We start from the raw sequence: 14,001 nt of genomic DNA on the forward strand, positions 1-14,001 counted from the left end.
TCCTTCCTGGCAACGTGGACAAAGTGGTGCCGTACAAGCGCCGAGCGTCGATGCTCGGCGAAGGAGGAGAGTAATGCGACGAAGTATTAATCCGATGTTTGCGAGTGTGGCGGCGACCGCGGGCCTCGTGCTCGGCGGGATCGCCCTGCCGGCGCAGGCGTCGATCCCCACGGATGACCTGAACCCCGGCGAGGTCACCGGCGTGCCCGCGTCGGTGCCCTACAGCGACGAGGAGCGCGTCGCGGACTGGCAGGAACTCCAGTTCGGGCTGTTCCTGCACTGGGGCGTCTACTCGATGTTCGAGGGCATCTACGAGGGCGAAGTCCAGACCATCGGCTATCCCGAGCAGATCAAGGCGTGGATGGACATCCCGGACGAGGCCTACCTCGCCGAGGCCGCGCAGATGACCGCCGAGAACTGGGACGCCGACGCCGTGTGCCAGACCGCCGCGGATCTGGGCATGAAGTACGTGAAGATCACCACGAAGCACCACGACGGCTTCGCGATGTGGGACACGGAGACGACCGATTACAACGTCGTGGAGCAGACCGCCTTCGGACAGGACCCGATCGCCCAGCTCGCCGAGGCGTGCAACGAACGCGACATCGAGCTCGGCTTCTACTTCTCGATCATCGACTGGACTCAGCACGAGGCGGAGCCGTACCAGAACCGCAACCCGATCCCCGAGTCGATGATGCCGCTCATCAAGGACCAGCTGACCGAGCTGCTGACGAACTACGGCCCGATCTCCGAGCTCTGGTTCGACATGGGCGGCCCCACGGCCGACCAGTCGGAACGGATGGTGCAGTGGGTCAACGAGCTCCAGCCGAACACGGTGATCAACTCCCGCGTCTGGAACGACAAGGGCGACTTCGAGGTCGGCGGCGACAACCGGGTGCACTCCGACCTGCGCACCGGGCCCTGGGAGTCGATCCTGTCGATCTTCCCCGCGTGCTGGGGCTACTGCTCCACGTACAAGGCGGACCGGTCCGACTCGAACATCCTGCCCAAGAGCCAGGAGGCGATCACCTCGCTCGTGACCGTGATCTCCGGCGGCGGCCAGTTCGCCTACAACATCGGCCCCAAGGGCGACGGCTCGTTCGACCCGTTCGACCAGCAGGTGCTCGACAACATCGGCGACTGGATGGACCGCCACCCGAGCGCGATCACCGGGGCGCACGCGACCTGGTTCGACGTGCCCGACTGGGGACGGGTCACCGCGAACGGCTCCGATCTCTACCTGTTCGTGCCCTCCGCCGAGTGGGAGGCGGGCCGGGTGATCGGCCTGTCGGGCCTGGCGAACGGGGTCGAGGCGGTCACGATCGACGGCACCGAGACCACGCTCGAGGCGGAGCGCGCGGGCCTGGACCTTCGCGTCACCCTCGCCGGCGACGCGCCGGATGAGCTCATGTCGGTGATCAAGGTGTCGCTCGACGGCGAGGCCCGGATCGTCCCGACGGAGACGGTCGCGCTCGCCGACGGTGCGGCGGAGATCACCGGCGACGACGTCGTCGGTCGGCTCAGCCCGAAGGGCAACGGCTTCACCGACCTCGACGGCTACGTGCTCAACGAGCGCGCCACGCCGGTGATGCTCACGCTGGACATCTCGGCCGACGAGGTCACCCCGGAGGAGGAGTACCGCGTCACCTTCGGCGACCGCAGCGTCGTGCTCACGGGCACGGAGCTGGTCGAGGCCTCGATCACGGACCTCCCGCTCGAGGCCGGTGCGGTGGGCCGGGTCCGGATCGACTACGCCGATCCCGACTACTACGCCGACGGCCTCGACCTGGCCGGCGTCACCATTGCGGTGACCGCCGAATCGCCGAGCGTCACGCCCGCGGACGTGACCTTCACCGACGAGCCGGGGACGGAGGACGACACGATCACCGTTCCCGCCGTCGAGGGCGTGGTGTACCTGATCGACGGCGAGGTCGTCGACGCCGGCACGCACCCCGGTGAGGGAACCGTGACGGTCACCGCGGCCGCCGCGGACGGCTACGTGCTCGCCGAGGGCGCCGCGACCGAGTGGAGCCACGAGTTCAGCACCGAGCCGGGCGAGCAGCCCACGGACGAGCCGACCGGCGAGCCCACGGACAAGCCGACCGATGAGCCCACGGACGGCGCCACCGAGGACCCGACCGGGGACCCGACCCAGGCTCCGACCGCTCCGGGAACCGGCCTTCCCGACACCGGGGCCGACGTGGGTGTCTACACCGCCCTGGCCGCAGCGCTGCTGCTGGCCGGCGCGGCCGCAGCCCTCGTGGCGCGTCGCCGGCGCGCCTGATCCGCACCACGACGGGGCCGGATCTCCCACGCGGGAGGTCCGGCCCCGTCGCATGCAGCGGGCGATGGCGGCCGCAACGCGCCGTTCCGGCGGCCACCCCGCCACGGAGACCTTCGAACGTGCACGAGGATGCCCGATCGGGCACGAACGGGGCCCACCACTGCCCGAAGGTCTCGAATCCGTCTCAACTGGAGACGGGCATCACATCCGGACGTCGTTCCCGCTAGTGTGAGAAGGGCTGAGAGGCAGCAGGGCCGCACACTTCATCGCCCAGGCGGGGCACGGCGACGGCCGAGCAGCGCCGGCCCGCACCCATGGGGTGGAGCCCTGGGTGGAAGGAGTGCGATGAGTTCAGCCCGCGTCGGCGTCGGAAGCCGAATCCGCGCTGTGCCGCACCTCCAGTTCGCCGAGGATCTCATCACCGGCCCGCTCGAGTCCTCCGCCCTCGTCGTGCTGCGCGCCCCCCGCGGCTACGGCAAGACCAGCCTCCTCGGCGCCTGGCTCGACTCCGGGCACCTCGCGGGCGACTCCGGACGCCGGGTCGTCTACCTCTCGCTCGCGCCCGGCACGGCCACGGCCACCGGATTCTGGCGCGCGGTGCTCGGGGCACTCGAGCCGGAGGGGGCGATCACGGGCGACGGGCCACCGGTCCGGGCGGCGCTCTCCGCGGCGCTGTCCGCCTCCGCGCGCCCGCTGACGATCGTGCTCGACCACCTGCACCACGTCGACACCTCGGTCGACGCGGAGATCGATGCCGGGCTGCTCGAACTGCTGGACCAGCACCCCGACCTCAACCTCGTGGTGGCGACCCGGACGCTGCGCAACCTCGAGGTCACCGGCCTCATGTCCATGCCGACCCGGCTCATCGGCCCCGGCGATCTCAAGCTCGACCGGGTGCGCTCGGAGACGCTCGCGATCGCCCTGGGAACGCGGCTCCCGGCGGCCACGATCGATCGGCTCGTGACGATGACCGACGGCTGGCCGGCACTCGTGCGCACCACCCTCGCCCACGGCACGGACGACGAGGGCGCCCTCGACCGGGATCCGACCGTCGCCGCCGCATTCGTGCACCGGGTCATCGACGACTTCGGTGACGACCGCATTCGCGAGTTCCTCTATCGCACCTGCCTGCTCGGCTCCTTCACGCTCGATCGAGCCCAGGGCCTCGTGGGTCACGGCGACGCCCTCGGGCTGCTGCGCCCGCTCCACCACGCGGGCCTGCTGCACGAGGAGGTCCCGAACACCTACAGCTACACCCCCGCCGTGCGGGAGGCGCTCGAGCGCCTCGCCCGGGAGCACCGACCGGAACTGGTCAAGGAGGTGCATCGGCACCTCCTCGAGGCCGGCGCGCCGACGGTCGATCCCGCCCGCGCGCTCCACCACGCGGTCCTCGCGGAGGAATGGGAGGTGGGCCTCGACCTGGTCGAACGGTACTGGAACCGGCTCGTGACCCAGGGCCCGCACGCACTCATCGCATCCGCGCGCGCGTTCCCCGGGCAGTACGTCGCGGCGAGCGCCCGCCTCCGGGTGGCGCTGACGGACCTGGAGGGCGGCGTCGTCTCCACCCTGTCCGGGCAGGAGTGGTCGTGGCCCTGGCCCGCGGTCGACGATCCGGACGGCCTGACCCTCACGAGCCGCGCCGACCGGCAGCGCCGTCCGCTCGAACAGGACGAGTCGGTCGCACTCCTGCAGTGGGCGATCGCGGCGTTGTTCAGCGGCGACCTGCACGCCGCGACCTATGCGTGCAATCGCGCCCGCAACCGCGGCCTGAGCGATCCCGGCCCGGTGGCCGCGCTGGCGACCATGGGCCTCGCGGTCCTGCATCTCTTCCAGGGCGAGCTCGTGCAGGGCCGGCGGCTGCTCGAGGATCCCGTGCTCACCGCCTTCCTCGACGGCGAGGGTCCCGGGCCCGAGGACGACCGGGTCTGGGGCGAGGTCATGTCGAACGGGAGCCGGCAGCATCGCATCGCCGCCGGCACGGCCGCGGGAATCGTCGACCGGGGCGTCCGCCTGGCGCGCGCGATGGCGGCGGTCGATTCGGGCAGCCCGGACTGCGCCCGGCTCGTGGGGGAGCTGGCCGAACCCGTCTACCGCGATCTCGTCTGGATGCTCACGGTGAGCGTCCGCGCCCGGTACGCCACGCTGTCGGGCGATCCGAGGCTCGTGCTCGACGCGGCGAACGAACTGCGCTCGGCCCTGCGCTACATCGCGGCGGGCACCCTCCCGGAGGCCATCCTCGTCCACGACCTCGTGGACGTCCTGCTGCGCGCGGGAATGGTCGGCGTGGCCCGCGATCTCGACCACCGGACCGGCAAGTCTCCCCTTGCCCTGCTCGGCCGCGCGAAGCTGGCGGTCGCGGAGCGCAACTACCACCAGGCGATCGTGCTGTGCGAATCGATCGGTTCCTGGCTCGCGCTCTGGCCGCGGCTCGCCCTCGAACGGGACGTCGTGCTCGCCGGCGCCTATCACGCGGTCGGCCGCGGCCAGGAGGCGGCCGAGCTGTTCGCCCTCACGGTCCACTCGGCCCAGGTGCATGGGCTGACCCGCCCGTTCGGGCTGCTGCCCCGCTACGTGTTCGATGCGCTCGCGGGCGCCGACCGGCAGGCCCAGCTGCTGTGGCCGGATCCGCGCACCCGGACGACCGCCGACGTGAGCGACGAGGCCCCGGCCCCCGCCTTCACCGATCGGGAGGCCCAGGTCCTGCGGGCGCTCATCGATCACGGTGGGCCGGTGGCGATCGCTCACCACCTCGGGCTCTCCACGAACACCGCCAAGACGCACGTGCGGAACATCTACAAGAAGCTGGGCGTGAGCAATCGGGTCGAGGCGCTGCGTGCGGCCGACCGGCTCCTCACGGGGTGATGACATGCGGCCGAATGGCGGGATCACCCCGATGGCTCCGGGAGTCGCGACGAAGCAGCGGAGCCCGATGAGTCCGACGATCGGGCGGTGCGAGAGCCTGGCACAGTAGGTCGGCGGGTTTCGCCGAGAGTTCGACGATGTGACGGATCCGTGGGAGGTGGGAGAGGTGGTGCCGGACTCCTCCGTTCTCCCGCGCGTTCCGGCCTGGTTCGAGCCGGCGCCGGCGGCCCTGGCGGCCCTGGCCGGCGCCGCCGAGACCGTGCTCGTGCAGGCACCCCCCGGCTTCGGCAAGACGGGCACGGTCGCGACCTGGCTCGCGGCCGAGCCCGGCCGGTTGTGGGCCTGGGTCGATGTGGACCTCGAGCCGGGGGTCGAGCGATTCCTCGCGGACGTCCGCGCCCGGCTCGAGCGGATCCGCGAGTTCAGCAGCGTCGTGACGGATCCGGATGCCGCTGCGGGCGCGGCTCGCGTGACGCTCGTGATCGATCGCCTCGACCGGCTTCCTATGGACGGCGACGCCCGCCTCGCGGAACTCGCCCGGGCGGCGGGGGCCCAGCTCGTGATCATCGCCCGCCGGTCGCGCGCCCTGCGCTCCTTCCGCGAGTCCTGCGCCCGGATCACGCTCGTCGACGAGGAGCATCTGCGCCTCGGCTCGGCGCAGGTGCACGCGATCGCGGGATCCCTCGACCGGGGCCTGCGCCCGGGGCAGGCGGACGCGCTCGTGGCACGCACGCGGGGGTGGCCGGGGGCCGTGATCGCGGCCCTGCGGGATGCGCAGTTGCCACCGCCCGAACCCACGCCGTGGCGACCCGGGGCGATCCTGCTGGGCTACGCGCAGACCATCCTGCTCGACCCGGAGTTCCACCGGCAGTCCGACCTGCTGCGCCTGCTCAGCGTGGTCGGCGACGTGACCGACGATCTCGTCGCCGACGTCCTCGGGCCGGCCCCGGGGACCCTGGCGGCGTTCTCGAACGAGGGCCCCGTCGCGCTCGAGCGCGCCGGCGACGCCTGGCGGCTCGGACCGGTCCTGGCGCCGGCGCTGGCGGACCTGTACGAGCGCATGGAGCCGGCGGCGATCCGCCGCGTCAACGCGCGCCTGCATGTGCACTATGCCGGCCGGGGCGACCTCGGCCGCGCGCTCACCCAGGCGATCCTCAGCGCCGACGCCGACCTCCTGCGCGAGTTCGTGGAGGCCCATTGGTCCGAACTGGCCGTGCTGGCACCGGGCCGGCTCGAGCGCGCCCTCGGGATGCTCGGGCCGGTGTCGGACCTGACACGGTTCCTCGCCGCCGAGGTGATCGGCGAGGCGGGAATGCGCCGCGGCCGGCGCGGACTCGTCGATGGCACGTTCCTCCTGCCCGGCTCCGCCCCGGACCCCGGGGAGGGGATCGCCGGCGGCGCGGCCGACCTCGGGCCGTGGCGGCTGCGCTGGGCCTGGGCGCAGTTCTTCGCGCGCCGGCACCTGGGGGCCGCCGATGCGTTCTGGCGGCTCAGCGGGCATCCCGATCCACGGCTGCGGGGTGAGGCGTGGAGCGGGCTCGCGCTGTGCCTCCTGCACCGCGGCTTCGTTCGGGCCGCCCGGGACTGGTGGATCGCCGGTGACGGCCCGGGTGGCAGGGAGCCTGCCACGGCGACGGCCCGGGCCTGCGACTGGCTCGTGCGCCGGCTCCTCTTCGACGAGGGCCGGCCGGTCGAGGATCGGGTGCCGGGCCCGCCGGGCGACCTCGCGGACCTGCCCCCCGCGACCGCCGACCTCGGCGCATATATCGAACTGCTCGTGCTGCTGCCGACGCGGCGGGCCAGCTCCACCGAGGAGGATCTCGATCACGCCGCCGAGCGGTGCGCGCGGGCGGCCGCGCAGAGTCCGACGCTGCGGACGGCGATCACCATGACGTATGTTCACCGGCTCGTCACCATGGGTCGCCTCGCCCGCGCCCGGGAGGTGCTCGCCGATACGAGCGACATGGCCGGCTGGGACATGTCGGCGAAGGCATGGATCGACTGGCTCGAGGGCAACCTCGTGGGCGTGCTGCGGATCACGGGCGCGAGCCTGCCGGGGGCGGGGCTCGTCGACGAGGAGACCCGCCTCAACCCGCGCCTGCACGCGCAGCTGCTCGTGCTCGATGCGCTCGGCTCCGCCCGGCTCGGTCGCGCCGACCGGGCGACGAACATGCTCGACGCGGCCCTCGAGCTGACCCGCGAGTCGGGGTACTGGCGGGCCTGGAGCTACGTGCCCCCGAGCGAGATCGCGCGCCTCGTCGAGCTGCTGCCCGCGCTCGCGGACGTGTTCGACGGCGCGCCCGTCGGCGCCCCGGGACCGGAGCCGCTGCGGGGGATGGTGCGGCTGTCCCCGCGGGAACTGGACGTGCTGCGGCAGTGGTCCCAGGACCACACGGTGGCCGAGATAGCCGATCGCCTATTCGTGAGCGTGAATTCCGTCAAGAGTCACCTGAGGTCCATTTATAAGAAATTGAATGTCACGGGCCGGGGCGACGCATTGGAGCGTGCCAGGCAGCTGGCGCTCATTCCCTGACCGCGGCCGGTGCTCGGTCATCCGATGTTCGGTGCGCCTCAAGGATATCACCCGCGATACTATTGTATTCACCCGCATCTCACCCTCGATCATCGAATAATCCACCCCGGGGTGACGGGTCGAAGGTCCTGTGCGCTCGAATTGAACACCACCGCTCCAATAGGCTGAATCCATTCCGATTCCGTCCCGGGAGTAATCGTGCATACCTCCGCCTTCCGTCATGCCGCCAGCCCTGTCCGACCCAGACGGAGAAGCAGGCTCGTGGCCGCCACCGTGAGTGGCTGCCTGGCCCTGCTCACGGGGCCGATCGCGGCCTTCGCGACGACCGGAGGCGCCGGCGAGGCGGGCGGGAACGCCGCTGAGCGGGAGCCCGCGCGGCTGACGATCGTGAGCGATGCGACCGGCGCGATCGGGGCGGGCGAGGCGCCCTCGTTCTCGTACGGGTCGACCTCCGACGTCGCCGGCTCCTCGTGGGGCGAGGGGTTCACGCTCGCCCCGACGCCGGAGGATCCGGACGAGCTCACGGGCGCACTCCTTCCCGGTGAGGCCGTGACGGTCGAGGCGGAGCTGCCGCAGGGATGGATCCTCGACGACCTCACGTGCACCGGCGGCGACGACGTCACGGTCGGGGCCACGAGCGTGACGGTCACGTCGGCGTCCGACGTCTCCTGCACGTTCACGAACGCGCCGGTGGCCACGACCGGTGAGGCCGATCCAGCCGATCCAGCCGACCCCGCCGATCCCGATGCCGGCATCCCGGCGGTCCCCGATGCCGCCGAGACCGAGCCCGCGGATGAACCCGAGCCCGCGGACGAGCCCGAGCCCGCGGACGAGCCTGCATCGGCGGCCCGGCCGAGCTCCGCCGACGTTCACCCGGCCGACGTTCACCCGGCCGACATGCAGCCGATGGCCGTCGGGGAGGCGCCGGTCTGCTCGAGCGGCTACGTCTACTCGGTCTACGGGGGCGGCGACCTGGTCCAGATCGACCCGTCCGGCGCCGTGTCCACGATGGGCAGCTGGAGCTCCTTCGTCGACGGCCCGGGCGGAAGCGTCAACGGCCTGGCGATCGGCGACGGCGGCACCGTCGTCTACGCCTTCATGCGATTCAGCAGCGACACCGCCGAGGACCCGCTGAGCAACGCGACCGTGCTCCGCTACCTTCCGGCGACGGATGCGTGGGAGTCGCTCGGCACCCTCAACTCGAACACGACCCAGCAGCTGATCGCCGGCGCGGTCGACCTCGCCAGCGGCGACTACTTCTTCGGCGGATACGACTCCTCGAACAACTTCCAGCTGTGGCGCTACGACGTCGGGACCGGCCTGTTCGACAAGGTGGGCTACTTCGTCAGCGGGCTCGTCGGCGCGAACGGCGACATGGCCTTCGACGCGCACGGCAACCTGTTCGTCATTGCCAGCGACGACGACGGCAACGTCACCGAGTTCATGATCACCGCCGCCACCCTCGCGGCGGCCGACGGCAACGCGCTCGACCTCTCACAGACCCACGCGTTCGACGTCGGCGGGGTCGCCGTCAACGGCGTGGCCTTCGACGCGGACGGATCCATCTACCTCGGCTCCGACACGACCGTGTACAAGTACGACCCCACGACCTGGACGTCCCTCGGCACGCACACCGGCAACCTGGTCGACAGCACCGACCTCGCGAGCTGCAACTCCCCGGGAACGATCACCGTGCGCAAGGACATCACGCTCCGCGCTGCCAGCGCGGACCAGTTCAGGCTGACGCTCGAGCGCGACGCGGTCACGGTCGCGACCGAGGACACGAGCGGAACCACGACCGGGCTCCAGCCCACCCAGATCGGGCCGGTGCCCGCGATCTCCGGGGCGGACTACTCCTTCTCCGAAGCGATCATCGCCTTCCCCGGTTCCTCGCAGATGAGCGCCTACACCTCGAGCTGGGAATGCGAGGCGGGCGGTTCGGTCATCGCCACGGGCACGGGCACGGCGGGAGTGGTCACGATCCCACCCCCACTCTCCGGCGACGAGGGCGCGCACGTCGTGTGCACCTTCACGAATGCGCCGAAGACGAACCCGATCGAGTTCACCAAGCGCTGGCAGGGAGCAATCGCCGGGGACACCGCCGAGCTGAGCATGAGCGGCTTCGCACTCGTCGACGCGACGACGGCGACCTCGACGGCAGACGGCACGAACCCGCAGCACGACACGGTCAACGTGGCGACGGGTGCGGCGGCCTACGGCTCCTCGGTCACGCTGGCGGAGAACATCGGCCACGGGGCGGACCCTGCCCAGGGGTCCTACAACGCCACGTACACGTGCACCCAGGGTGGCGTCACGGTGGCCGTGGCGGCCCAGACCTTCGTGATGCCGTTCACCGACGGGACGGTCGAGTGCGTCGTCACGAACACGCCCCGCACGGGCAACATCGTCGTGACGAAGAAGTGGGTCGTGCAGGATTCCGCCGGCAACGTCGTGGAGACCTATGACATCCCGGCAGACGCGTCGACGCTGCCCGCGGGCCTGCATGCGCAGCTGACCCTCGACGGCCAGAACCGGGCCTGGGGCGCGAACGACTCGCGGACCATCGGCTCGGTCGTGACGATCGACGAGGTGGCCACGCTCGACGGCGACGCCCTGCCCGGGTGCTCGATCCTCGAACCCCCCGTGCTCACGTTCGAGGGCACGGTCGTCACCTTCGCGCCGACCCCCGGTGAGGACTACGGGCTTCCCTTCGACGCGACCGTGGCCGCGGGGACGAGCCGGTTCCACATCACGAACACGATCGAGTGCACGCAGTCCCTCAGCCTCGTCAAGCAGGTCGACGTGGGCGCGGTCACGGCGGACACCTGGACGCTGAGCGCGACGAAGCCCGACGGCAGCGCGGCGCTCGAGGGCCCGAGCGGCACGTACTCGCCGACCACCCCGGTCACCGCCGCCGTGACGGCCACCGTGCCGTACGCGCTCGCCGAGGCCGGCGGCCCCGCGACCTACGTCCCCGACGGCGGATGGGTCTGCGCCACGAGCGACTCGGAGGCGGTCGCGGTCACGGACGGCGCGGTCGAGGTCCCCCTCGGGGCCGACGTGACCTGCACGATCACGAACACGACCGCGCTGCTCACCGTGCTCAAGCACATCGACGGCAGCTCGGACCTCAGCCCGTCCGATTGGGACCTCACCGCCACCCCGGATGCCGGCGTCGCGGGGCTGACCCCGACGACGGTTCCGGGCGCCGACGGCGCCGCGACCGATCCGAACGCGGCCAGCACCTTCGAGGTGCGCCCCGGGCACGGCTACTCGCTCGCCGAGGCCCTGGCCGCCGGGCATGAGGACACGGCGTACCTGCAGCTCGCGCTGCAGCACTGGGACGGCGCCGAGTGGGTCGACGTCGACGCCGACACGGTGAGCGTCGAGGCCGGGGCACACGACGTGTACCGATTCGTCAACGCCGGCGTGACGGCGATCTCGCTGCCGCTCACCGGTGGCCTGGGCACGGACCTGTTCCTGGCGCTCGGCGCCCTGGGACTGATCGCCGCAGTGGCCCTGGCCGGCTGGCAGCACCGACGGACCACGAGGATGCGACGCGCATGAGGCGATGACCACCACCACGCAAGATGTTCGGCCGAGGAATCGGCGCGGGACTTACATCGATTGGAGCAGGAGAGACATGACAATCCAGACAACGGGTGGGCGTCTGCGCGGCATCGCCGCCGCCACGGGCGCGATGGCCCTCGGCGCGATGGGAATGGTCGCGCTCGCGGCCCCCGCATCCGCCGCCATACCGAACTTCCCCGACGGGCCCTACTCGGTCACCGTGCACAAGTACGCCCAGCCCGACGACGCGACCGGCCTGCCCAACGACGGCACGGAGATCACGACGGGGCTCACCGGTCTCGAAGCGCTCGACGGCGTCACCTACACGATCGCCGAGGTGTCGGGCATCGACCTGACCACCGCGGCCGGCTGGCAGCTGACCGAGCACCTGTCCGTCGATGCGACCGGCGCCGTCGTCGACGACGCGACGCCCGCGACCATCTATACGACGAGCGTGGTCGACACGCAGGTGACCGCCGCCGGCGGCGTGGCGGCCTTCACTGGCCTCGACCTCGGTGTCTACCTCGTCTCGGAGACCGACGCCGGCGCGAACAACATCACCCAGCTCGCCGACCCGTTCCTCGTCACCGTGCCGTTCCCCAACGAGAACGCGTGGCTGACCGACGTGCACGTGTACCCGAAGAACCCGGTCACCGACATCACCAAGGAGGTCGACGACTCCGGTGCCCACGGGCTCGGCGACACCGTCGTGTGGCCCATCACCGCCGGGGTGCCGAACATCCCGGACGGGCAGAGCCTCGACAGCTTCGAGATCACGGACGACCTCGACACCCGCCTCGACTACCAGAGCGCGACCGTCACCCTGACGGCCGCGGACGACACGACCGACGTGCCCCTCGCGACCGGCGACTACACGCTCGTCAACACCGGGCAGAACGTCACCCTCGAGTTCACGACGGCCGGCATCGCGGTGCTCGCCGCCAACCAGGGCGGCACCGTGACCCTGACGATCGACACGACCGTCAACTCCGTCGGCGACGGCACGATCGCGAACGCCGGCATCCTCTACGTCAACGACTCCGACCACGACCACGGTTTCGAGAGCGAGACCCCCAAGACCACGTGGGGCTCGATCAACCTGCTCAAGACCGACGCCGCCGATCCGGGCAACCCGCTCGAGGGCGCCGAGTTCCAGGTGTACCTGACCGAGGCCGACGCGGCCGCCGGCACGAACCCCGTGAGCGTGGGCGGCGTGACGACCTTCGTCTCCGACGCGAGCGGCGCCGTGACGATCGAGGGCCTCAAGTCCCAGGAGAACGGCACGGGAGCCAACCTCACCTACTACGTGGTCGAGACACAGGCGCCCGCCGGCTACACGATCGCGGCCGACTACTCCGCCGCCGAGTCCGGGGTCGCCTTCACCGTGCTCCCGGGCACGACCACGAACGCCACGGTCACCGTGGAGAACCCGCAGGTGCCCCCCTTCGAGCTGCCGCTGACCGGGAGCTCCGGCACGGCCCTGTTCATCGGCGGCGGCCTCGCGCTCATCGCCCTCGCGATCGGCGCGGCGATCGTGATCGGCCGGCGCAAGTCGCACGCCGGGTCCAACCTGTGACCGAGCGAGCCTGACGCACCGACACGGAGCGTGATGGTGGGAGGTGCCGGCCGGCGCCTCCCACCATCCGTCGGTTCGGCGCCCGAACCGACTCGTCCCTCACCCATCCGACCCAGTGCGCCGTGGCAGGAGGCCCGATGACGATGCTCATGACGCCGCCGCAGCCGCCGGCGCCGCCGAGACGCCGCCGGTGGCGTCTGCCCAAGCTCGCCCTCGGCGTCGCGTTCACGGCCCTCGTGGGACTCGCGGTGCTGCTGTATCCGAGCGCGGCCAGCTGGTACTCCGCGGTGCTCCAGGCCCGAGAGGTCGACGGCTATCAGCAGGAGGTGACGGCGATCGGCCCGGTCGGGCGGGAGAAGGTGCTCGCCGAGGCGCGCTCCTACAACTCGGCCCTGCGCAGCGGCGCCGTCGTGGCCGCGAACGAACGGCTGCCCTTCGCGCACACGAGCGCGCCCACGACGGTCGACTACGACGACCTGCTCGCCGCCGACGCGCACGGACTCATGGCCCGCCTGACCATCCCCGCGATCGACGTGGACCTGCCGATCTACCACGGCACGAGCGAGCGGGTGCTCGAGGAGGGGATCGGCCACCTCGAGGGAACGGCCCTACCCGTCGGGGGCGAGGGCACCCACTCCGTGCTCACCGGTCACCGCGGCCTCGCGACCGCGACCCTGTTCACGCATCTCGACCGCGTGCAGGTCGGCGACCGGTTCCAGATCTACGTCTTCGGTGACGTGCTCACCTACGAGGTCACCAGCACCATCGTGGTCGAACCCGACGAGACCGAATCGCTCAACCCCGTGCCCGGAGCGGACCAGGTCACCCTCGTCACGTGCACGCCGCTGGGAATCAACAGCCAGCGCATCCTCGTCACCGGCGAACGCATCCTCCCGACGCCACCGGCCGATGTGCGGGCGGCGGCCGTGGACGCGCCCGGCCCGGGCTTTCCGTGGTGGGCGGCCGGTCTCGGCGGCGCCGTCCTCATCCTCGGCGGCTACGTCCAGCGATCCGGCCGGCCCCGGGTGCCACGGCAGGACGGCCCGCCTTCAGCTCCCCTTCCCGATTCCACCGGTGCCGCGATCGACCGAGCCCGGTGAACACGGCAGGCACCAATCCCGCCCGGCCTGCCGGGGAAGGGTGAGACGGCGGCGGGGTACTTCGGATACCCCGCCG

At 71.5% G+C, this 14,001-nt stretch carries 6 protein-coding genes; all 6 read left to right on the forward strand.

What is annotated here, in order from left to right; genetic code table 11:
* The first annotated feature begins 94 nt into the window (after positions 1-94).
* Positions 95-2,284, forward strand: a complete 2,190-nt coding sequence (locus GCG21_RS12710; protein ID WP_194165082.1) for an alpha-L-fucosidase — start codon at positions 95-97, stop codon at positions 2,282-2,284.
* 345 nt (positions 2,285-2,629) lie between these two features.
* Positions 2,630-5,146, forward strand: a complete 2,517-nt coding sequence (locus tag GCG21_RS12715) for a LuxR C-terminal-related transcriptional regulator (protein WP_152910063.1) — start codon at positions 2,630-2,632, stop codon at positions 5,144-5,146.
* A 139-nt stretch (positions 5,147-5,285) separates the two neighbouring features.
* Positions 5,286-7,679 carry a LuxR family transcriptional regulator gene (locus GCG21_RS17335; protein ID WP_152910064.1) on the forward strand — a complete coding sequence of 798 codons (2,394 nt, stop codon included), beginning with the start codon at positions 5,286-5,288 and terminating at the stop codon, positions 7,677-7,679.
* A gap of 261 nt (positions 7,680-7,940) precedes the next feature.
* Positions 7,941-11,246: a hypothetical protein gene (locus tag GCG21_RS17340; RefSeq protein WP_152910065.1), complete on the forward strand. Its 3,306-nt coding sequence runs from the start codon at positions 7,941-7,943 to the stop codon at positions 11,244-11,246.
* 76 nt (positions 11,247-11,322) lie between these two features.
* Positions 11,323-12,825, forward strand: coding sequence for a SpaH/EbpB family LPXTG-anchored major pilin (locus tag GCG21_RS12730; protein ID WP_194165083.1), 1,503 nt, complete (start codon positions 11,323-11,325; stop codon positions 12,823-12,825).
* A 137-nt stretch (positions 12,826-12,962) separates the two neighbouring features.
* On the forward strand, positions 12,963-13,925 hold the full coding sequence (locus GCG21_RS12735) for a class C sortase (RefSeq protein ID WP_227993778.1): 963 nt from the start codon (positions 12,963-12,965) through the stop codon (positions 13,923-13,925).
* Positions 13,926-14,001 lie beyond the last annotated feature (76 nt).

This window comes from Pseudactinotalea sp. HY160, from assembly GCF_009372055.1.
Classification (GTDB): Bacteria; Actinomycetota; Actinomycetes; order Actinomycetales; family Beutenbergiaceae; genus HY158.

Bases quoted from the DNA above. Each gene is read 5' to 3' on its own strand.
- GCG21_RS12710 (WP_194165082.1), top strand. From the start codon at position 95: ATGTTTGCGAGTGTGGCGGCGACCGCGGGCCTCGTGCTCGGCGGGATC.
- GCG21_RS12715 (WP_152910063.1), top strand. From the start codon at position 2,630: ATGAGTTCAGCCCGCGTCGGCGTCGGAAGCCGAATCCGCGCTGTGCCG.
- GCG21_RS12735 (WP_227993778.1), top strand. From the start codon at position 12,963: ATGACGATGCTCATGACGCCGCCGCAGCCGCCGGCGCCGCCGAGACGC.
- GCG21_RS12730 (WP_194165083.1), top strand. From the start codon at position 11,323: ATGACAATCCAGACAACGGGTGGGCGTCTGCGCGGCATCGCCGCCGCC.